At 63.5% G+C, this 19,486-nt stretch carries 21 protein-coding genes; 15 read left to right on the top strand and 6 right to left on the bottom strand.

From position 1 onward, the window contains the following. Positions 1-17 precede the first annotated feature (17 nt). Positions 18-1,202 (top strand): porin, encoded by a 1,185-nt coding sequence (locus tag EOA79_RS17815; protein WP_066997498.1) that lies wholly within the window; start codon positions 18-20, stop codon positions 1,200-1,202. Between the two features lie 243 nt (positions 1,203-1,445). After that, positions 1,446-2,519, top strand: coding sequence for a site-specific integrase (locus tag EOA79_RS17810; RefSeq protein ID WP_095823687.1), 1,074 nt, complete (start codon positions 1,446-1,448; stop codon positions 2,517-2,519). 71 nt (positions 2,520-2,590) lie between these two features. Here EOA79_RS17810 and EOA79_RS17805 read toward each other — a convergent pair whose 3' ends face one another. Together EOA79_RS17805 and EOA79_RS17800 are read right to left on the bottom strand one after the other, a co-directional pair. Further along, the gene (locus EOA79_RS17805) at positions 2,591-3,478 is read right to left on the bottom strand and encodes an alpha/beta hydrolase (RefSeq protein WP_095823686.1); all 888 of its coding nucleotides are present in this window, start codon (positions 3,476-3,478) and stop codon (positions 2,591-2,593) included. 292 nt (positions 3,479-3,770) lie between these two features. Next, positions 3,771-5,813: a lytic transglycosylase domain-containing protein gene (locus EOA79_RS17800; RefSeq protein WP_095800126.1), complete on the bottom strand. Its 2,043-nt coding sequence runs from the start codon at positions 5,811-5,813 to the stop codon at positions 3,771-3,773. A 300-nt stretch (positions 5,814-6,113) separates the two neighbouring features. Between EOA79_RS17800 and dapA the strand changes: the two genes are divergently transcribed. The 3 genes from dapA to EOA79_RS17785 all read left to right on the top strand — a co-directional run bounded on the left by dapA (position 6,114) and on the right by EOA79_RS17785 (position 8,287). Further along, positions 6,114-6,995: a 4-hydroxy-tetrahydrodipicolinate synthase gene (gene dapA / locus EOA79_RS17795; protein ID WP_095823685.1), complete on the top strand. Its 882-nt coding sequence runs from the start codon at positions 6,114-6,116 to the stop codon at positions 6,993-6,995. Positions 6,996-7,020: 25 nt separating this feature from the next. Next, positions 7,021-7,500 carry an SsrA-binding protein SmpB gene (gene smpB / locus EOA79_RS17790; RefSeq protein WP_067321086.1) on the top strand — a complete coding sequence of 160 codons (480 nt, stop codon included), beginning with the start codon at positions 7,021-7,023 and terminating at the stop codon, positions 7,498-7,500. 85 nt (positions 7,501-7,585) lie between these two features. Next, positions 7,586-8,287 carry a glycoside hydrolase family 25 protein gene (locus EOA79_RS17785; protein WP_245322309.1) on the top strand — a complete coding sequence of 234 codons (702 nt, stop codon included), beginning with the start codon at positions 7,586-7,588 and terminating at the stop codon, positions 8,285-8,287. On the opposite strand, the gene EOA79_RS17780 is transcribed toward EOA79_RS17785, so the two are convergent. Both EOA79_RS17780 and EOA79_RS17775 read right to left on the bottom strand, forming a co-directional pair. Then, entirely contained in the window at positions 8,256-8,927 is a 672-nt protein-coding gene (locus EOA79_RS17780) for a uracil-DNA glycosylase (RefSeq protein ID WP_164748189.1), read from the bottom strand. The genes EOA79_RS17785 and EOA79_RS17780 overlap by 32 nt on opposite strands. Next, entirely contained in the window at positions 8,924-9,505 is a 582-nt protein-coding gene (locus EOA79_RS17775) for an NYN domain-containing protein (protein ID WP_066997475.1), read from the bottom strand. The genes EOA79_RS17780 and EOA79_RS17775 overlap by 4 nt, the downstream gene beginning before the upstream one ends. A 296-nt stretch (positions 9,506-9,801) precedes the next feature. Here EOA79_RS17775 and rpoZ point away from each other — a divergent pair, with 296 nt between their 5' ends. The 4 genes from rpoZ to EOA79_RS17755 all read left to right on the top strand — a co-directional run bounded on the left by rpoZ (position 9,802) and on the right by EOA79_RS17755 (position 13,705). Beyond that, positions 9,802-10,203 carry a DNA-directed RNA polymerase subunit omega gene (gene rpoZ / locus EOA79_RS17770; RefSeq protein WP_067321093.1) on the top strand — a complete coding sequence of 134 codons (402 nt, stop codon included), beginning with the start codon at positions 9,802-9,804 and terminating at the stop codon, positions 10,201-10,203. Between the two features lie 125 nt (positions 10,204-10,328). Then, a complete protein-coding gene (locus tag EOA79_RS17765) occupies positions 10,329-12,557 on the top strand; it encodes a bifunctional (p)ppGpp synthetase/guanosine-3',5'-bis(diphosphate) 3'-pyrophosphohydrolase (RefSeq protein ID WP_066997471.1) in 2,229 nt (742 codons plus the stop codon). Between the two features lie 114 nt (positions 12,558-12,671). After that, positions 12,672-13,250 carry an orotate phosphoribosyltransferase gene (pyrE, locus tag EOA79_RS17760; protein WP_095823682.1) on the top strand — a complete coding sequence of 193 codons (579 nt, stop codon included), beginning with the start codon at positions 12,672-12,674 and terminating at the stop codon, positions 13,248-13,250. A gap of 74 nt (positions 13,251-13,324) precedes the next feature. Next, on the top strand, positions 13,325-13,705 hold the full coding sequence (locus EOA79_RS17755; RefSeq protein ID WP_066997467.1) for a VOC family protein: 381 nt from the start codon (positions 13,325-13,327) through the stop codon (positions 13,703-13,705). On the opposite strand, the gene EOA79_RS34140 is transcribed toward EOA79_RS17755, so the two are convergent. After that, positions 13,686-13,817, bottom strand: coding sequence for a hypothetical protein (locus EOA79_RS34140; protein ID WP_259979799.1), 132 nt, complete (start codon positions 13,815-13,817; stop codon positions 13,686-13,688). The two genes, EOA79_RS17755 and EOA79_RS34140, sit on opposite strands and share 20 nt — an antisense overlap. Positions 13,818-13,983: 166 nt before the next feature. Between EOA79_RS34140 and EOA79_RS17750 the strand changes: the two genes are divergently transcribed. The 6 genes from EOA79_RS17750 (at position 13,984) to EOA79_RS17725 (ending at position 18,380) form a co-directional block, all read left to right on the top strand. Continuing rightward, complete coding sequence (locus tag EOA79_RS17750; RefSeq protein WP_067321101.1) at positions 13,984-14,568, top strand: DUF2062 domain-containing protein; 585 nt, start codon at positions 13,984-13,986, stop codon at positions 14,566-14,568. Continuing rightward, a complete protein-coding gene (gene acpS, locus EOA79_RS17745) occupies positions 14,565-14,978 on the top strand; it encodes a holo-ACP synthase (RefSeq protein WP_067321104.1) in 414 nt (137 codons plus the stop codon). Before EOA79_RS17750 ends, acpS begins: the two co-directional genes overlap by 4 nt. 80 nt (positions 14,979-15,058) lie before the next feature. Beyond that, positions 15,059-15,808, top strand: coding sequence for a signal peptidase I (lepB, locus tag EOA79_RS17740; protein ID WP_066997458.1), 750 nt, complete (start codon positions 15,059-15,061; stop codon positions 15,806-15,808). Between the two features lie 4 nt (positions 15,809-15,812). Then, a complete protein-coding gene (rnc, locus tag EOA79_RS17735; protein ID WP_066997455.1) occupies positions 15,813-16,529 on the top strand; it encodes a ribonuclease III in 717 nt (238 codons plus the stop codon). Further along, positions 16,514-17,446 (top strand): GTPase Era, encoded by a 933-nt coding sequence (era, locus tag EOA79_RS17730; RefSeq protein WP_095823681.1) that lies wholly within the window; start codon positions 16,514-16,516, stop codon positions 17,444-17,446. Before rnc ends, era begins: the two co-directional genes overlap by 16 nt. 40 nt (positions 17,447-17,486) lie before the next feature. Beyond that, complete coding sequence (locus EOA79_RS17725; RefSeq protein ID WP_095823680.1) at positions 17,487-18,380, top strand: aminoglycoside phosphotransferase family protein; 894 nt, start codon at positions 17,487-17,489, stop codon at positions 18,378-18,380. Between the two features lie 19 nt (positions 18,381-18,399). On the opposite strand, the gene EOA79_RS17720 is transcribed toward EOA79_RS17725, so the two are convergent. Continuing rightward, positions 18,400-19,209 (bottom strand): type II CAAX endopeptidase family protein, encoded by an 810-nt coding sequence (locus EOA79_RS17720; protein ID WP_095823679.1) that lies wholly within the window; start codon positions 19,207-19,209, stop codon positions 18,400-18,402. Positions 19,210-19,486 lie beyond the last annotated feature (277 nt).

The raw sequence follows: 19,486 nt of genomic DNA, 5'->3' as shown, positions 1-19,486 counted from the left end.
TGACTGGAGGTCAGAAAATGAACATCAAGAGCCTTCTTCTCGGCTCAGCTGCGGCCATGATCGCAGTTTCCGGTGCTCGCGCCGCCGACGCGGTGACCGTCGCCGAGCCGGAACCGGCTGAATACGTCAGGATCTGCGACGTGTACGGCTCGGGCTACTTCTACATCCCCGGCACCGAGACCTGCCTGCGCATCGGCGGCTATGTCCGCTACGACATCGGCGTCGGCGACGTCGGCTCGTTCGACGGCGCGCGGTCCTTTGACCACCAAGATGGTGACGAGCAGGACACCTTCTACAAGAATGCGCGCTTCACGCTGAAGACCTGGACCGGCCAGGAGACCGAGCTCGGCACCTTGAAGACCTACACCGAGACCCGGTTCAACTTCGGCAACCGCAACAACTACGGCCAGGTCACTGTTACTGGTCCTACCACAGCCCCCGTTACGAACCTGCTCGGCAACCCCGCCGCCAACAAGGCCGTCTCGCTGAACTTCGCCTGGATCCAGCTCGGTGGCCTCCGAGTTGGTAAGGACGAATCGGCCTTCAACACGTTCATCGGCTACGCCGGCAACGTCATCCAGGATACGCTCGTTCCCTACGGCGACTTCGACACCAACGTCGTCCAGTACTACTTCGACGCCGGCAACGGCTTCTCCGCCGTCCTCTCGCTCGAAGAAGGCTCGGGCGTCGTCGGCACGATCGACAGCTATGTTCCGCATGTCGTCGGCGGCCTGAAGTGGACGCAGGGCTGGGGCGCCATCAGCGGCGTCATCGCTTATGACAGCAACTATGAAGAAGTCGCTGGTAAGGTCCGCTTGGACGTGAATGCCACTGACGCGATCTCGCTGTTCATCATGGCTGGCTACGGTACCGACGACAACCTGTTGGAAGTCCATGCTCCGGGCACTGGTATCAACGCTGGCGGCCGCGGCTTCTACAAGCAGTGGAGCGGTAACTGGGCAGTGTGGGGCGGCGGCACCTACAAGTTCAACGAGAAGACCTCGTTCAACCTCCAGGTGTCTGCTGACGATGGCAAGAACGTCGGCGTCGCTGCGAACGTCGCCTACGACATCGTTCCCGGCTTCACGGTGACCGCCGAAGTTGACTACCTCCACCTTGGCGACGACTCCGTCTCCAACTGGACCAACGCCGACAAGGAAAACAGCGTGGGCGGCATGCTCCGCTTCCAGCGCTCCTTCTAAGGGCTGGACTGCTACAACTGAAATCCGGCCCGGGCATCTCTGCGCCCGGGCCGTTTTGCTTTTCGCGATGGATCAACGCAACGAAAGGACGGGGGTGAAAACGGTAAGCTGATCGGGTCTGTAGAGCGACTTTGTGGGATCCGCCATCGGCGGATGGGGTCGGAGACCAGACTCGAAAACTCTTGAAAGGATGCTCCCGAGCGGTTAGGGCTGGTCCCTTAACCACAGGGGGTGTGGCTAAAAATGTCGAATGAAGCGATTCGAGAGGGGGAGCCCTCTGGTCATTTTGCGGTATTTTCTTCTCAGAATTCGAAATTTAGGTACACCTATAACAAGATCCGGGAAGTAAAGTCGTACAGGGTCAGTGAGCTCTTTACAGCATACCGGGATATACTCTGGGATGATGGGCGGCATAAATACAATGTCAGCTCATTCATTGGTGAAATAGACGAGATCCTTCTGGGAGAGCGTTTCAGCACCTTTGACCAGAACACCCTGGACAGTCTTATCGGTACCTTGCGCCAGCGCGGGAACAGCAACGCAACCATCAATCGCAAGATGGCTGCACTCAGCAAGCTGCTGCGCAAGGCTCATAAGATGGGAGATATCCACAGCCTGCCCGAGTTCCGCCGCCAGAAGGAGCGGGCGGGACGGATTCGTTTCCTCGAAAGGGACGAAGAGACAAGGCTGTTCGCGGCCATCAAGAGCCGCAGCGAGGATGCTTACAGACTTTCGGTCTTCCTGGTCGACACCGGCTGCCGTCTCGGCGAGGCGCTCGGCCTGATCTGGAACGACATCCAGGAACACCGCGTCAGCTTCTGGATCACAAAGTCGGGCCGCAGCCGCACCATCCCGATGACCGAGCGGGTCAAGGAGGTGATCAAGCTGCCGCCGACCACCGAAGGCCGCCGGCCAAAGGGTCCGTTCACCAAGCTCACGCAGGCACAGTACCGCGCCATCTGGAATGAGGCGAAGGCCGAAGTCGGTCTTGGCGCCGATGAGCAAGTGGTGCCGCATATCCTGCGCCACACCTGCGCTTCGCGACTCGTCCAGGGCGGCATCGATATCCGGCGCGTGCAGATGTGGCTCGGTCACCAGACGCTGTCGATGACCATGCGTTACGCGCACCTCGCCACCAACGACCTCGATGGCTGCGTCGTCGTGCTCGAGAAGCCGCGCGCCGAAGAGGCGCCGCGGCCCGCAGAGAACTCGGTGTTTGCGTCCCCGTTGACCACGCCTTCATCGGCCAAAGCCGCCCGCAAGGAGAGCGGCTCGGAGCCGGCGAAGGCGCGCCGCAAGAGCTCGAAGGGCAAATAGGGGGCACGCCACGCGCCGGGAATCTATATTTCAAAAACAAGCCCGGGGTAGCGTTAGTCTCGGACTTTACTCTACTTCGACTGGGCTTCGGCGCGATCGAGGAAATCCGCGATCTTCTTCGGCAACTCACCGGTGTCCAGCAAGGGCGCGTGTCCCTGGCCTTCGACAGTGATCGTCTCCATGCCGGGATGACGCTTTGCCATCTCCTCGATCGTCGCGGTGGAGAGAAGCGTCGAATTGCCGCCGCGTATGGCGAGCAACGGCACGGCGGCAAGCGCGTTGAACTGTGGCCAAAGATCCGGCAGTGGCTTGCTGAAGTCGACATTGGCCAGGGTCTCGACCAGGGCAGGATCGAAATCGGGCACCAGCCCGGCATCCGTGTCGCGGCAGATGGCGCCAACCATGCGCGCCCAGTCGGCATCGGTGAGCGCAGGGAAGCCGGCACCATGCACGCGCCGCTGCGTGTCGACCGCCTCGGCGAATGTCTTCGGCCTCGGCGCGCGATCGAGATATGAGCGGATATGGGCAAGACCTTCCGCCTCGATCACCGGGCCAATATCGTTGAGGACAATGGCTTTCAAGGCGGCCGGCTTCAGCGCGCCGAGCACATGGATGATCAGTCCGCCGCGCGAGGTGCCGATGAAGCCAGCCTCTTCGATACCCAGCGCTGACAAGCCAGCGAGCACGTCGCCGGCTTCGACGCCGACATTGTAGTGGCTGATGTCGGGATCGTAGTCGGATCGGCCACGGCCGCGATAGTCGAAAGCGACGACCTTGCGCGGCGTCTTCGCCTTGCCGGAGAGGTAAAGCGCGAGCTCATGGAAGTCGCGCGCATTGCGGGTGAGGCCGGGCAGGCAAACGATCGGCCAGCCACCGTTCGCCTCGCCATAAATGCGGGCATGCAGTTTCAGCCCATCGGGTGCGGCATAGAAGAAGTCGGAGAAACCGTCGCTCGCCATCGGGATGCTGCTCCTCGCTGAGGTGACCGACAGCTACAGGCGAGGGCGGCCGCGGTCAAATGATGGGAAGGCACGCTACACAACCTTGCCACGCTGGCGGGACAGCATCTCCTCTGTTCTGTCGGACATCTCCCCGCAAGGGGATTGACTGTCATCTAAGCTTTTACCCATCGCCAAAGCGGCATGAACGAGCCGGCAGCGAAACTGCCAATCTCCAAGTGCGGGAGGTGTCCGGCAGGACAGAGGGGCGCGAAGGATCGCCAACCTGAGGCTTGCATACGCCCCACGGCGATCAACTCCGCCCGTTCACCAGATCCCCGACGATGTCGTATTTGCCGGAAATACGCATCTTGTAGACTTCATAATTCTCCATCACGCGCTGCACGTAACTTCTTGTTTCCGTGTAGGGGATCCGCTCGACCCAGTCGACGACGGCGTCCACGTCCTTGCCGCGCGGATCACCGTATTTCGCCACCCACTGGGCGGCGCGGTTTGGGCCGGCATTGTACCCCGCGAAGGTCAGCACATAGGAGCCGTTGAAGCGGTCGAGCTGCTCGCCGAGAAAAGCTGACCCCAGCGTCGCGTTGTAACCGGCATCGGTCGTCAGCCGCGTTTGCGAGAAGGTCATGCCGGCCTTCTTCGCCAGTTGCTTGGCGGTACCCGGCATCAACTGCAAGAGGCCGCGCGCGCCCGCGCTGGAAATCGCCGCGACATTGAACTCGCTCTCCTGGCGGGCGATGGCATAGGCCAGCGCCTTGCCGGAGCCGGAGATATCGGCCGAATCGGGAATGACACCCAACGGATGCGAAAGCGCACCCACATCGATGCCGCGCTGGGCGGCGATCTTGCCGACCTTCAGCGCCATGAAATGGTTGCCCTGTTTTTCGGCAAGCCCCGCCAGCAGCGCAAGCTCGCCGGGGCTGGTCAGCTGCCCCGCGAGGTCGCGGTAGAGCGTCTCGGCATAGCGGTCATACCCTGCCTCCTGCAGCCGCTTGATCGCTTTCACCGCCTCGCGGCCCTCGAAGCTTTGGCGGTCGGCCGCGCTGGGCGTGGGATGGACGATGCTCAAGGTTCTGAGGCCCACACGCTCGCCGGCAAGCTGGCCGTAGAAGGTGGTGCCGTAGCTGGCGGCCCGGGTGAAATAGTCCTTGGCGCTGCCCGGGCCGCCGACTTCCGCGGCGCGGCCAAGCCAGTAATAGGCGCGCGACAGCGACACCGGTCCCTGGGCGAGCTCGGCGATGCGTGAAAAATGCGAGGCGGCTGCTGCCGGGTCGTTGAGACCGCGCAATGCATACCAGCCGGCATGGAACTCGGCTTCCGCGGCGCTGGCCGCGCTTTCGGCCGCATGCATGGAGGCGATCTTGTAGGCGGTCTTTATGTCGCCCTGATCGACCAGCTCGCGCGAAAGAACGCGCCGCTCCACCCACCAGGCATCGGGATCGACCAGCGCGTCGCGATTGGTCGGCGCCTTCATCACGACTGCCGCGGCATCGGCAAGTTTTTGCTGCTTGCGCAGATATTCTGCCTCGGCGAAGAAATAGCCGGCCGAACGCTGCGCCGCCGGCACCGCCTTCAACAGTTTCGCCGCGTTTTTTTCGCCTTTATCGACCGCCACCCAGGCATCCGCCAGTTGCTGGGCGCCGGCAATGCCGGCGACGCGCAGCGCCGAGGACGGCCGGTCGGCATAGAACATGCGCTCCATGCGATAGCGATGATCGGCCGCAGGGATCAGCGTGCCGAATTCCTTGATGATGGAAGTTTCGTCCTGGGCATCCAGCTTCTCCGTGCGCCAGAAGGGCACCAGCACCGCGCGCGCCGCCGCTTGATCGCCCAGCGCCACCTGCGAGCGGGCAAGGATGATCACGCCTTCCGGCGTCAGCGGCTGGCTGCGGCCGAAGGCCCGCACCACCACTTGCGGCGGCGGGTTCTCGCGATAGAGCGCGCGCTCGCTGTTCCTGCGCAGCGCGATCGTGCCCGGCCATCCAGGCAGCATCTTGGCGGCATCGGCGATTTCGCCGCTCGGCACCTGGTCGCCGCCATAGAGCGCGATCGCCCAGGCCAGAATGTGCCGGTCGAGCGAGGTGGCGGGCAGCGTGTCGCGAGCATTGCGCGCCGCGGCGATGTTGTTCACCGCGAGCGCGTCGAGACCGCTCTTCAATTGCGCGATGCTGGCCGGGGGCTGAGGCTGCTGCGCCTGGTCCGCGGCCGACGGCGAGCCCGGCGCGGCAATCGCCGCCGTCACGCGCACGTCGACGCTGCCGCCGATCGCCATACCCGGTATCAGCGCGACGGCCGCGCTCAAAAGCGCGAACAGATGAGGCCGATTTGTCGGCATGTTCCACCCCGGCACATTGTCAGCAGGCAGGGCCTTCGAGGCCGACCCGGAGCCTAAACTTAGGTCGTGAAAGGCTCGTAAACAAAAGGTTATCGAGGCCGTTCGAATTACGCTTGCTGGCACTACAGCAATGCTTGCCGCTGAACCGTGTCGAGACTATGGTGCGCGGCTTCGCTTTCGATTAGAAGGCGCGGGAATTTACGCATCGACAAAACGCTGATGCATGTCGCCCAAAGTGGGCACCCGGCTTTGGGAGAGCGACATGCTTGGACCAACAAAGTCCCAAGGAGTTTGGACAATATGCTGAGAGGCTCGCTGACTGCGCTCGTGACACCGTTCGAAAAGAGCGGGCGTTTCGACGAGAAAGCCTTTCGCGCGTTTGTCGAATGGCAGATCGCCGAGGGCACCAAGGGCCTCGTGCCCGTCGGCACCACCGGCGAGTCGCCGACGCTGTCGCATGACGAGCACCGCAATGTCGTCAAGGTCTGCATCGAGGTCGCCAGGGGCAGGGTTCCAGTTGTGGCCGGTGCCGGCTCCAACAACACCGAGGAAGCCGTCGGCCTGGTGCAGTATGCCGAAAAGGCCGGCGCCGATGCAGCCCTGGTCGTCACGCCTTATTACAACAAGCCGACCCAGCGCGGCCTCTACGAGCATTTCGCAGCCGTTGCCAGGGCAACCAAGCTGCCGATCATCATCTACAACATCCCGCCGCGCTCGGTGATCGACATGACCCCGGAGACGATGGGCAGGCTGCGCCACGACTTCAAGAACATCGCCGGCGTCAAGGATGCGACCGGCAAGGTCGAGCGCGTCTCGGAACAGCGCATGACCTGCGGCAAGGATTTCATCCAGCTTTCCGGTGAGGATGCGTCCGCGCTCGGCTTCAATGCGCATGGCGGCGTCGGCTGCATCTCGGTGACGTCGAATGTCGCGCCGCGCCTTTGCGCCGAGTTCCAGGAAGCCACGCTCTCCGGCGACAGCGCCAAGGCGCTAGAACTGCAGGATCGTCTCCTGCCGCTGCATAAAGCAATTTTCGTGGAGCCCGGCGTATCCGGCGCCAAATACGCCCTGTCGAAGCTGGGCAAGGTCGAGAACGTGGTCCGCTCGCCGCTGGTGACGGTCGAAGCTTCGACCGCCGAGAAGCTCGACGCGGCGCTGAAGCACGCCGGCTTGATTAATTAGGGATGAGGCGCCACCTCTCCGCATCATGAATCAAGTCAAGAAAGCCGACCCCAACAACAGGACGGTCGCCGAAAACCGCAAGGCGCGCTTTTCCTACGAGGTGCTCGACACGATCGAGACCGGCTTGGTGCTGACCGGCACCGAGGTCAAGTCGCTGCGCCAGGGCCAGGCGAACATCCAGGAGAGCTACGCCTCCGCCGAAGGCGGCGAGATCTGGCTGATCAATTCCTATCTGCCGGAATATCTCCAGGCCAACCGCTTCAACCACGAGCCGCGCCGGCGCCGTAAGCTGCTCGTCAGCAAGCGCGAGATGGCCAAGCTTGCCCAGAGCGTGGAGCGCGAAGGCATGACGCTGGTGCCGCTGAAAATCTATTTCAACGATCGCGGCCGCGCCAAGCTCCTGCTCGCCATCGCCCGCGGCAAGAAGCTGCACGACAAGCGCGAGACCGAAAAGCAGCGCGACTGGTCGCGCGAGAAGGGACGGCTCCTTAAGGAGCGCGGATAAAGCCACCTTCGATATGCGGGCAAGGCGAGCAGGGAGCCAAGGCTTGAGGAACGGCTTGATTGCCCTGGCCCTGGCTTTCGTCTTTCTGGCGCTTGCCACATGGGCAGAGGGCTTCTTCCGGCACCGTGCTTTCCCGCCGGATCGCGGCAAATTCCCCTTAAGGGGCATCGATGTTTCGCATCACCAGGGCAGGATCGACTGGCCGCGCGTCGCGGCCGACGATGTCGTTTTCGCCATCATCAAGGCGACGGAAGGTGGTGATTATGTCGATGATGCCTTTGCTGAGAATTTGCGCCAGGCCCGCGCGGCGGGCCTCGCTGTCGGCGCCTATCATTTCTTCACCTTCTGCCGCCCGGGTGCCGACCAGGCCAGGAACTTCATATCGGTCGTGCCGCGCGGCGAGCAGCTCTTGCCGCCGGTGGTCGACATCGAGTTCCACGGCAATTGTCCGCGACGCCCTTCGCCCGCCGAGCTGAACGCCGAACTGCTGGCATTCCTTGGCCCGGTCGAGGCGGCTTACGGCAAGCCGGCCATTCTCTATATAACCGATGAGACGGCACCGACCTATGCCGCTCATATCGCGGTACGCCAGCGCTGGCTGCGCTCTGTGCGGGGGCCGCTGAACGACGACGACTGGGTCTATTGGCAATATCTCGACACAGGCCGTGTCGACGGCATCGACGGCGACGTCGACCTGAATGTGCTGAAGGGCGGGCCGGCGAGGCTGTCGGAGTTGTTTGCCGCGGCGCCGGACCCTAGCTCTTCAGGAAGGCTGCTATCTCCTTGAAGACATCGACGAACATCGCTTCCGTCAGCACACCGGTGTTGGTGTTGTAGCGCGAGCAGTGATAGCTGGAGAACAGCGTGATGCCGCCGGCCTGCTGTCGTCCGCCGTGGCGGAACGGAAGGGTGGCGACGCGCCCGCCCAGCGCCCGCACCGTCGATTGATGCGCGATCGAGCCCAGCGTCAGGATGGCCCGCAGATTGGCAAAGCGCGCGATCGTCGGTTTGAGGAAGGTCCGGCAGGTGGCGATCTCGGCGCCGACCGGCTTGTTTTCCGGCGGCACGCATCGCACCGCATTGGTGATCGCGGTGCCGACGAGCTCCAGCCCGTCATCGGGCCTGGCCTTGAATTCCCCGCGCGCCAACCCTTGAGCGATCAGCGTTGCGTAGAGCAGGTCGCCGGCATAGTCGCCGGTGAAGGGACGCCCGGTGCGGTTGGCGCCGCGCAGGCCGGGCGCCAGCCCGACGATGAGGAGCCTGACCGAGCCCTCGCCCTCCGGCGGCAGGAAGGTCGGCACCGGTGCATTGAACCAGCCCGGCTCGCGCTGGCGCCAGGCGGCGATGAAGTCGTGCAGCCGCGGACAAAGCGGACAATCGCGGTCAGGCTCGGGGGAGGGCGCAGCGCTCAAGGCCGCCGCGCTCAATAATCGTCCTCGTCGGCTTCAGCCGGCTCCGGCCGGCGGACCGGCCGTTCCGATGGATCGCGGCCGACTTCATTCTTCAGCGTCATGAGGTCGATGAAGTGGTCGGCCTGGCGGCGCAAGTCGTCGGAGATCATCGGCGGCTGCGAGGCCATGGTCGAGATGATCGACACCTTGCGGCCACGCCGCTGCAGCGCCTCGACCAGCGTGCGGAAGTCGCCGTCGCCGGAGAAGATGACATAGTGGTCGACGACATCGGCAAGCTCCAGCGCATCGACGGTGAGCTCGATGTCCATGTTGCCCTTGATCTTGCGCCGGCCGGTCGAGTCGGTGAACTCCTTGGCTGGCTTGGTCACCACCTTGAAGCCGTTATAGTCCAGCCAGTCGATCAGCGGCCGGATCGAGGAATATTCCTGATCCTCGACCAGCGCGGTGTAGTAATAGGCCCTGAGCAGGTAGCCGCGTTTCTGAAAGCTCGACAGAAGCTTGCGGTAGTCTATGTCGAAGCCCAGCGCCCGCGAGGTGGCGTAGAGGTTGGCGCCGTCGATGAAAAGAGCGATCTTTTCACGGGGATCGAACATTGAAAAATATCCCTTTTCAAAAATTTCTGTCGTCTAAAAGGACGTGACGGGTAGGCCCGATAATGGTCCCTCTTCCCGCCCCTTTCGAGATAACGCCAGATTTATGGATATCCAAGGGCAGGGCGCGCATTGCAAGCAATTGTGATCGGCACCAGGTAAGCAAGGCGAAGTCCGATATTGAGCCGGGCAGGGGCTCGTGCTTCGGCGGTGCCCGCCATAAAGCTTGTATTTCGGCGGCGTCCTTGTTATGGAGCCCGCCAGTTTTCCATCAAATCCACGCATGAAAGGGGCAGTCCATGGCCCGCGTAACCGTTGAAGATTGCATCGACAAGGTCGACAACCGTTTCGAGCTCGTGCTGCTCGCCGGCCACCGTGCCCGCCAGATCAGCCAGGGCGCGCAGATCACCGTTCCTCGCGACAATGACAAGAATCCGGTCATTGCGCTGCGCGAGATCGCCGACGAGACGCTGTCGCCGGACGACCTCAAGGAAGACCTGATCCACTCGCTGCAGAAGCATGTGGAGGTCGACGAGCCGGAGGCCGAGGGCGAGGCCATCGCCGACCAGACCGGCGCTGCCACCGCTGGTGCCGACACCGACGATGCCGAAGAGAACATCGCCTTCGACCGCATGAGCGAGGAAGACCTGCTCGCCGGCATCGAGGGTCTGGTGCCGCCGGAAAAGAGCGACGACTACTAAGCTCTTGGACACGGGCCTGGATCAAGCATCCGGGACTTCCGTATCGTCAGTTTCGTGGCTATCTATGGGATGCGTCGCACGCCGGTGCGGCGCATCAATCATTTCATCACCGCGAGATTTCGCCCATGATGCGTCAGTATGAGCTTGTCGAGCGCGTGCAGCGCTACAAGCCTGACGTCAACGAGGCGCTGCTCAACAAGGCCTATGTCTACGCCATGCAAAAGCATGGCCACCAGAAGCGCGCCTCGGGCGATCCCTATTTCTCGCATCCGCTGGAAGTGGCGGCCATCCTCACCGAGATGCATATGGACGAGGCGACCATCGCCGTTGCCCTGCTGCACGACACGATCGAGGACACGACCGCCACTAGGGCCGAGATCGATGAATTGTTCGGCCCCGAGATGGGCAAGCTGGTCGAGGGACTGACCAAGCTGAAGAAGCTCGACCTCGTCTCCAAGAAGGCCGAGCAGGCGGAGAACCTGCGCAAGCTGCTGCTGGCGATCTCCGAGGATATTCGCGTTCTGCTGGTCAAGCTCGCCGATCGCCTGCACAACATGCGCACGCTCGACCATATGCCCGAGTCCAAGCGCCTGCGCATCGCCGAGGAGACGATGGACATCTATGCGCCGCTCGCCGGCCGCATGGGCATGCAAGGCATGCGCGAGGAACTTGAGGAGATCGCCTTCCGCTACATCAATCCGGAAGCCTATCGCGCCGTCACCGCGCGGCTCGCCGAGATCTTCGAGCGCAACAAGGGCGTGCTGGACGAGATCGAGAAGGCGTTGTCCGGCCTGTTCGAAAAACACGCGATCAAAGCCGGCGTCAAAAGCCGGCAGAAGAAGCCTTGGTCGGTGTTCCGCAAGATGGAGGCCAAGGCGCTCTCCTTCGAGCAGCTCTCCGACATCTTCGGCTTCCGTGTGGTCGTCGACACCGTCGAGGACTGCTACCGCGCGCTTGGCGCCATCCACACCACCTGGTCGATGGTGCCTGGCCGCTTCAAGGATTACATCTCGACGCCGAAGCAGAATGACTACCGCTCGATCCACACCACCATTGTCGGCCCCTCGCGCCAGCGCGTCGAACTGCAGATCCGCACCCGCGAGATGAACAAGATCGCCGAATACGGCGTTGCCGCGCATTCGATCTACAAGGACAGCGGCGGCAAGCCGAACGGCGCAGCGCACGCGATCTCCAAGGAGACCAACGCCTATGCCTGGCTGCGCCGCACCATCGAGCAACTGGCCGAGGGCGACAATCCCGAGGATTTCCTGGAAAACACCAAGCTCGAGCTGTTCCAGGACCAGGTGTTCTGCTTCACGCCCAAGGGCATGCTGATCGCCCTGCCGCGCGGCGCCACCCCCATCGACTTCGCCTATGCCGTCCACACCGATGTCGGCGACACCTGTGTCGGCGCCAAGGTCAACGGCCGCATCATGCCGCTGATGACGGAGTTGAAGAACGGCGACGAGGTCGAGATCATCCGCTCCAAGGCGCAGGTGCCGCCGGCAGCCTGGGAATCGGTCGTCGTCACCGGCAAGGCGCGCGCCGCCATCCGCCGCGCCACCAAGAATGCCATCCGCAAGCAATATTCCGGGCTCGGCGCCCGCATCCTCGAACGCGCCTTCGAGCGCGCCGGCAAGAACTTCACCAAGGAAAGCCTGAAGCCGGTTCTGCATCGCCTGGCGCGCAAGGATATAGAGGACGTGCTGGCCTCTGTCGGCCGCGGCGAGCTTGCCTCGACCGATGTCATGAAAGCAGTCTTCCCCGACTACAAGGACGAGCGCGTCACGGTCGCGGCGCCCAAGCAGCGCGAGGAAGGCTGGTCCAAGATCCGCAACGCCGCGGGCATGCTGTTCCAGATGCCCGGCCGCGCCGCGCGCAAGGGCAAGGACCAGCAGCGCGACGGTGCGGTGCCCATCCGCGGCGTGCGCGGCGACCTGCCGGTGCGCTTCGCGCCGGAAGGGGCGGTGCCCGGCGACCGCATCGTCGGCATCATTCAGCCAGGAACCGGTATCACCATTTATCCTATCCAGTCGCCGGCCCTGCAGGCTTTCGACGACCAGCCCGAGCGCTGGATCGATGTGCGCTGGGACATCGACGAGCGTACCAAGGAGCGCTTCCCGGCCCGCATCTCGGTCACAGCCATCAATGCGCCGGGCTCGCTCGCCGACATCGCGCAGGTCGTCGCGTCTAACGATGCCAACATCCACACGCTGTCGATGGTGCGCACCGCGCCCGATTTCACCGAGATGCTGATCGACCTCGAGGTTTGGGACCTGAAGCACCTCAACCGGCTGCTGTCGCAGCTCAAGGATAATTCGAGCGTCAGCGACGCACGGCGTGTGAATGGGTGAATAGTAAATAGTGAATAGTGAATTAGGTTGCCTATCACGACCATTCACCATTCACTCATCGCTATTCTATTCACTACTCATTACTCACCACTCGCCAAGAGCATGGAGCGAACAATGAACACCGATGAAGTGCTGGGCATTTTCCGCGAGGCGGGCGCGGTTCTCGAGGGGCACTTCATCCTGACGTCCGGACTGCGCAGCCCGATCTTCCTGCAGAAGGCGCGCGTCTTCATGCATGCCGACAAGACCGAGCGCCTGTGCAAGGCGCTGGCCGAGAAGATTCGTGAGGCGGTGCCGGGCAGGATCGACTATGTCGTCGGCCCGGCGATCGGCGGCCTGATCCCGGCCTACGAGACCTCGCGCCATCTCGGCGCGCCGGCGGTCTGGGTCGAGCGGGAAGGGGGCGAGTTCCGACTGCGTCGCTTCGAGATCGCAAAGGGATCGCGCGTCGTCATTGTCGAGGACATCGTCACCACGGGTCTCTCGATTCGCGAGACCATCGACTGCCTGCGCCAGCTCGGCGCCGAGGTGGTGGCGGCCGCCTGCATCATCGACCGCTCGGCCGGCAAGACCGATGTCGGCGTGCCGCTGATTGCGCTCGCCGAATATGAGGTGCCGGCCTACCCGCCCGACCGCCTGCCGCCGGAACTTGCCGCCATCCCTGCCGTTAAGCCGGGAAGCCGAAATATCTGACCTGGCGATGAATGAAAACAAGCACCTGAGGGTGCCGGTTGAATCTCTTTGCCAGCGAAGCGCGCAGAGGCCCCATGATAGCCGGCATCGATCATTTCGTCCTGACGGTCCGGTCTGTCGAAGCGACTTGCGACTTCTATCAGCGCGTGCTGGGCATGGGGCGGCTGGACGAGCCGAGCCGGCCGACCGCGCTTCTGTTCGGATCGCAGAAGATCAATCTGCACGAGGTCGCTCGCACCTTTGAGCCGAAGGCGAAGGCGCCGACGCCGGGCTCCGGCGATTTCTGCCTCATTGCTGCGGTGCCTCTTGCCGACATCCGCGCCAGCCTCGAAGCCAACGGTGTGGCGGTCGAAGTCGGACCTGTCGAGCGCACCGGTGCTCGCGGCAGAATGATGTCGGTCTATTTCCGGGATCCCGACGACAACCTGGTCGAGGTCAGCGAATATCGAACTTAGCTGAAAAGCCCAGGCTGACCGCGTCCGATACCTCGGCGCCGCGGTCGCGCAAGGACGAATGGCCAAACATGCTTTGCCCAGTCTTCCTCAGTTTCGCCAGAATGGCGCTCATGTAAGAGCCTGCGGCAGACCATCGCGGCGACGTTTCGCTGTTCCGTGGTCTGGCAATCGCCGCTATAGCAAAGTTTTGTTGCCTTCCTGCGCCGGTGAAGCGCAAGATAATGTTGGCGCGACCCGGCTGGCAGGGAAGCGTGTGTTGGACCAGGAACCGAAACAGAGTGCTTTTTCGACGCCGAGAGCCTGATGGCCTCCTGGAGCGGGTGCGTACTTACCTATGGCCGCGCCGCTCGTTCTCGCGCTCCGTTCAGTATTTCTCCAAGCGCATTCTGCGGCTGAAAGCGACGCCCCATTCGGTGGCCGCCGGAGTCGCGGCAGGCGTTTTCGCCTCCTTCTTCCCGCTGGGCTTCCACTTCATCATCGCCGCCGTGCTATGCTGGGTGATCGCCGGCAATCTGGTGGCGGCAGCCCTCGGTGCGGTGTTCTTCGGCAATCCGCTGTCCTTCCCGCTGCTCTGGGGCGCGTCCTGGGAGACTGGCAAGCTCATCCTGCATGAACATCTGCCCAGGCATGGGCCGCCGGAGCATCTCGGGGAAATGATGCACACGCTTTCCTTCGCCAAGCTGTGGCACCCGATCCTGGAGCCGATGCTTCTCGGCGCGGTGCCCCTCGGCTTGGTCTTCGGGCTCGTCTTCTATGGTGTCACGCGGTGGGGCATGACCGCTTTTCGCGCGCAACGGCAGCGGCGAATGACCGAGCGAGCCAGGAAGGCCCGGCAGGGCGGACGGGAAGTTCCCGCGGAATGATCATCGGCATCGGCAGTGACCTGATCGACATCAGACGTATCGAGAAGTCCCTGGAACGGCACGGCCAGCGCTTTATCCAGCGTATCTACACCGAGGTCGAGCAGGCCAAGTCGGAGAAGCGCGCGGCCCGTGCCGCTTCCTACGCCAAGCGCTTCGCCGCCAAGGAGGCCTGCGCCAAGGCGCTTGGCACCGGCATGGCCGAGGGCGTCTTCTGGCGCGACATGGGCGTGGTCAACCTGCCCAGCGGAGCGCCCACCATGGCGCTCACCGGCGGCGCTGCCGCCAGGCTGGAAAAAATCCTGCCCAAGGGCCACCATGCGCTGATCCACCTCACTATCACCGACGATTTTCCACTTGCTCAAGCCTTTGTGATCATCGAGGCAGTGCCCGCCGAACAAGCGCCACATTGATTCCATCTGACCACGGGCGGCATGACGTTGCCCAGCGCGCGCCGAGACTCTATACCAACCAACGCACAATCGAGGACGACATGAGCGTGGCTGAAAAATCGCAGAAGAAATCCGGCGGGCTTGGGGAAACCTTTTCCGTCATCATCCAGGCTCTGCTGCTCGCGCTTGTCATCCGCACGCTGCTGTTCCAGCCCTTCTCCATCCCCTCCGGCTCGATGCGGCCGACGCTGCTCGAAGGCGACTATCTGTTCGTCACCAAATGGGCCTATGGCTATTCGCGCTACTCGCTGCCCTTCGGCCCCAACATTTTCTCCGGCCGCATCTGGGGCTCTGAGCCCAAGCGCGGCGACGTGGTCGTGTTCAAGTTCCCGCCGGATCCGTCCGTCGACTACATCAAGCGCGTCGTCGGCCTGCCCGGCGACAAGATCCAGGTCAAGGACGGCCAGCTCTTCATCAACGGCACCGCGGTGCCGCGCGAAAAGGTCGGCCAGATCGACAACCCCGACATCACCGAGGTCGACCGTCCCGTCGACGTCTATCGCGAGACGCTGCCCAACGGCGTCACTTATGACACGCTCGATCTGACGCCCAATTCGATCGGCGATAACACGCGCGAGTTCGATGTGCCGCCCGGCCACTATTTCATGATGGGCGACAATCGCGACAATTCCTCCGACAGCCGCTTCACCGTCGGTTTCGTGCCGGCCGAGAACCTCGTCGGCCGCGCCAACGTCATCTTCTTCTCGATCGCCGATGGCGCAAGCCCGTTGGAAATCTGGAAGTGGCCGTCGCTGATGCGTGCCGGCCGCCTGTTCCATCTCGTCCACTAAGGTTATGGCGGCGACCAAGCGTTTGACCGCCGATGCCCTTGCCGAAGCGCTTGTCGAGCGCACCGGCCACGCCTTCGCCGACCGCCAGCGTCTGCAGCGCGCGCTGACCCATGCCAGCGCGCGTTCGACGCATGCCGGCGTCGACTACGAACGCTTCGAATTTTTGGGCGACCGCGTTCTCGGCCTGGTCGTGGCCGACATGCTGCTCGCTGCCTTTCCGGATGCCGCCGAGGGCGAGCTGTCGCTCCGCCTCAACGCGCTGGTCAATGCCGAGGCGCTCTCCGAGATCGCCGAGGAGATCGGCCTGCCGGAGCTGATCCGCGCCGGCTCCGACGTGCGCAATCTCGAAGGCCGCAAGCGAACCAATCTGCGTGCCGACGCGCTGGAGTCGCTGATCGCTGTGCTTTATCTGGATGGTGGCCTTGAGACCGCCCGCGCGTTTATCCATCGCTACTGGCAGCCGCGCTCGCAGGCGATCGGTGCTGCCCGCCGCGACGCCAAGACCGAGCTGCAGGAGTGGGCGCACCAGGCGGCGTCGGGCGCGGTGCCGGCCTACCGGGTGGATGCTCGCGAGGGGCCCGACCACGACCCGCTGTTCACCGTCAGCGTCAAGGTCGGCTCTTTCGCGCCGGCGATCGGCAGCGGCCGTTCCAAGCGCGAAGCGGAGCAGGCGGCGGCGGCCGCGTTGCTGCTGCGCGAAGGCGTATGGAGCGCTGCATGACCGTCACCGAAACCTTCGAAACGCCTGCCACGCGCTCCGGCTTCGTCGCGCTGATCGGCGCGCCCAATGCCGGCAAGTCGACGCTGGTCAACCAGCTGGTCGGCGCGAAAGTGTCGATCGTCACCCACAAGGTGCAGACCACCCGAGCCATCGTGCGCGGCATCGCCACGCATCACAACGCGCAGATCGTCTTCGTCGACACGCCCGGCATCTTCAAGCCGCGGCGGCGGCTGGACACGGCCATGGTCACCACCGCCTGGGGCGGCGCCAAGGATGCCGATGTCGTGGTGCTGCTGATCGATGCCGAACGCGGCATCAAAGGCGATGCCGACGCCATCCTCGACCGGCTGAAGGACGTCAAGCAGCCGATGCTGCTCGTCCTCAACAAGGTCGACCGGGTCAAGCCGGAGACGCTGCTTGCTTTGGCCGCGACAGCGAACGAAAGAGTGCCGTTCCAGCGCACCTTCATGGTCTCGGCGCTCACCGGCTCCGGCTGCAAGGACCTGCTCGATTATCTTGCCGAGACCCTTCCAGCCGGTCCCTGGTACTATCCGGAAGACCAGATCTCCGATCTGCCGATGCGCCAGCTCGCGGCCGAGATCACGCGCGAAAAGCTTTATCTGAGGCTCCATCAGGAGCTTCCCTATTCCTCGCATATCGAGACCGAGAAGTGGGAGGAGAAGAAGGACGGCTCGGTGCGCATCGAGCAGGTCATCTATGTCGAGCGCGAGAGCCAGAAGAAGATCGTGCTTGGCCACAAGGGCGAGACGATCCGCGCCATCGGCCAGGCCGCGCGCGCCGAGATCGCCGAGATCCTCGAGCAGAAGGTGCATCTTTTCCTGTTCGTCAAGGTGCGCGAGAACTGGGGCGACGACCCGGAGCGCTATCGCGAGATGGGATTGGAGTTTCCCAACTGATGAATGTCGACCAAAGGCGACGCGGTTTTGGGATAGCGACATGCACAGCCCGAAGATGGATATCGACACCGCTCTCGTGCGCCGGCTCGTCGACGCGCAGTTTCCCGAATGGCGGCATCTGCCTGTGAAGCCGGTCGCGTTCGGCGGCTGGGACAACCGCACCTTCCATCTCGGCGACACGATGGCGGTCAGGCTGCCAAGTGCTGCTCCCTATGCGCTGCAGGTCGAGAAGGAGCATCGCTGGCTGCCCAAGCTCGCGCCGCTTCTGCCGCTGCCGATTCCCGAGCCGCTCGCCATGGGCGAGCCGGCGGCGGGCTATCCCTGGCACTGGTCCGTCTACCGCTGGATCGAAGGCGAGACGGCGAAAACCGGTCACATCGCCGACCTTCGCGCGTTCGCGGTCTCGCTGGCTGAGTTCCTCGTCGCCCTGAAACGGATCGATCCGACCGCGGGGCCGGCACCTGGCCAGCACAATTTTTATCGCGGCGGCCCGCTGGCCGTCTATGACGACGAGGCGAGACAGGCCATCGCTGCGCTTGAAGGCCGGATCGATACGCAAGCCGCCACTGCCGTCTGGAAGGCGGCGCTTGCTGCCGGCTGGCACGGCTCGCCCGTCTGGTTCCACGGCGATGTCGCCTCAGGCAATCTGCTGGTCGAGGACGGCCGTCTGAGCGCTGTCATCGACTTCGGCACGTCGGGCGTCGGCGATCCCTCCTGCGATCTGGCGATTGCCTGGACGCTGTTCGAGGGCGAGAGCCGCGAGGCATTCCGCGCGCGCATCGCCGTCGATGACGCGACCTGGGCGCGCGGACGCGGCTGGACGCTGTGGAAGGCGCTCATCACCGTTGCCGGTCACGACGCCAACCAGGCCGAGGTCGGGAGGCAGCGCCGGGTGATCGACGAAGTGCTCGCCGATCATCGCAAATGGGGATGACGGCGCCGAGCAGGCGCCCTCACCGGTCGAGTATCCATGCAGTGGCAAGTCGCTTCGCAGGCCGCCGTACAAAGCTTTCCGTGCCGTAATAGGCAACGATCGCGACCGCGATGACCGCCCAGATCGCGACGCCGAGCCATTGCTGCTGGATATAGTCGCCGTCGACGAACACCTTGGCGAGGAAGCGTACGCTGTTCTGGTGTGAGACATGCATCAGGATGGCCAGCAATACGCTGCCCGTGTTCTGGTAAAGCCAGGTGAAGACGATCCCGGCCAGCACGACGTTGATCGTGCTGTAGAGGCTGAGATCGCCGAGCAGGCCGAGCGGCAAGTGCCAGATTGCCCATATCACGCCGAGGATCAGGCTGCCGGCGAGCGCGGGGCGACGGCCAAGAAGATGCGGGGTCGCGAAGCCGCGCCAGCCGGGTTCCTCGCCCAGCGGACCGCTGAACACGGCATAGAGCGCGATCATGGGCGCCACCTCGGAGAAGGTAGGAATGTTCCCCCACGACGGCTCCGCCGAACCGAGGAACGGATTGATCAGGATCGAGGCGAGCTGTGTCCCGAACGGCAGGCCGACCGCCACCAGATACCAGATCGGGCGAACGCGCCATTTCACCATCGAGGCGAGGATGGTCTTCACCGCGCCCCAGCCGCCGGCGAGTGCCGCGACGGTGAAGCCCGAGATTGCCGGTCCGAAGGTGAACCAGGGAATGCTCTCGCCATGCGACAGATAGAAGGGAATGAACGCCAGCCATGTCAGGCCGAGCGCCAGCGAAAAGAAGATGGTCAACTGGTGCCCGCGCACCTCGCCCAGGAAGGAGCTCATAACGGTCCTCTCATCGGGCCATTGTTGCGAGTGGTCGCCTGCCCGAGAGGTCGACGCTTCGGGAAAAAGCCAGCCGAGCCGCTCGGCGGTCTGCGCCGGTTCACCCGGTCAACGTGCCGGTATTTGGCGCCGGCGCGGCCGAAAAATCCCGAACGGTTTCTGAGAATTTTCCGATATTGCCGCCTCGGCGGCAGCGGCAGATGTTGCCTGCCATCACTGTCAGGACAGATTTTGGGTCACGGACGGCAATCTTGATTTCGCCGCCCAACAGGTGAAA

The organism is Mesorhizobium sp. M1A.F.Ca.IN.020.03.2.1, assembly GCF_004023205.1.
Taxonomy (GTDB): Bacteria; Pseudomonadota; Alphaproteobacteria; order Rhizobiales; family Rhizobiaceae; genus Mesorhizobium.
This window is presented reverse-complemented; position numbering and strand designations above follow the sequence as displayed.

Bases quoted from the DNA above. Each gene is read 5' to 3' on its own strand.
- EOA79_RS17815 (WP_066997498.1), top strand. From the start codon at position 18: ATGAACATCAAGAGCCTTCTTCTCGGCTCAGCTGCGGCCATGATCGCA.
- EOA79_RS17810 (WP_095823687.1), top strand. From the start codon at position 1,446: ATGTCGAATGAAGCGATTCGAGAGGGGGAGCCCTCTGGTCATTTTGCG.
- EOA79_RS17805 (WP_095823686.1), bottom strand. From the start codon at position 3,478: ATGGCGAGCGACGGTTTCTCCGACTTCTTCTATGCCGCACCCGATGGG.
- EOA79_RS17800 (WP_095800126.1), bottom strand. From the start codon at position 5,813: ATGCCGACAAATCGGCCTCATCTGTTCGCGCTTTTGAGCGCGGCCGTC.
- dapA (WP_095823685.1), top strand. From the start codon at position 6,114: ATGCTGAGAGGCTCGCTGACTGCGCTCGTGACACCGTTCGAAAAGAGC.
- smpB (WP_067321086.1), top strand. From the start codon at position 7,021: ATGAATCAAGTCAAGAAAGCCGACCCCAACAACAGGACGGTCGCCGAA.
- EOA79_RS17775 (WP_066997475.1), bottom strand. From the start codon at position 9,505: ATGTTCGATCCCCGTGAAAAGATCGCTCTTTTCATCGACGGCGCCAAC.
- rpoZ (WP_067321093.1), top strand. From the start codon at position 9,802: ATGGCCCGCGTAACCGTTGAAGATTGCATCGACAAGGTCGACAACCGT.
- EOA79_RS17765 (WP_066997471.1), top strand. From the start codon at position 10,329: ATGATGCGTCAGTATGAGCTTGTCGAGCGCGTGCAGCGCTACAAGCCT.
- pyrE (WP_095823682.1), top strand. From the start codon at position 12,672: ATGAACACCGATGAAGTGCTGGGCATTTTCCGCGAGGCGGGCGCGGTT.
- EOA79_RS17755 (WP_066997467.1), top strand. From the start codon at position 13,325: ATGATAGCCGGCATCGATCATTTCGTCCTGACGGTCCGGTCTGTCGAA.
- EOA79_RS34140 (WP_259979799.1), bottom strand. From the start codon at position 13,817: ATGAGCGCCATTCTGGCGAAACTGAGGAAGACTGGGCAAAGCATGTTT.
- acpS (WP_067321104.1), top strand. From the start codon at position 14,565: ATGATCATCGGCATCGGCAGTGACCTGATCGACATCAGACGTATCGAG.
- lepB (WP_066997458.1), top strand. From the start codon at position 15,059: ATGAGCGTGGCTGAAAAATCGCAGAAGAAATCCGGCGGGCTTGGGGAA.
- rnc (WP_066997455.1), top strand. From the start codon at position 15,813: ATGGCGGCGACCAAGCGTTTGACCGCCGATGCCCTTGCCGAAGCGCTT.
- era (WP_095823681.1), top strand. From the start codon at position 16,514: ATGGAGCGCTGCATGACCGTCACCGAAACCTTCGAAACGCCTGCCACG.
- EOA79_RS17725 (WP_095823680.1), top strand. From the start codon at position 17,487: ATGCACAGCCCGAAGATGGATATCGACACCGCTCTCGTGCGCCGGCTC.
- EOA79_RS17720 (WP_095823679.1), bottom strand. From the start codon at position 19,209: ATGAGCTCCTTCCTGGGCGAGGTGCGCGGGCACCAGTTGACCATCTTC.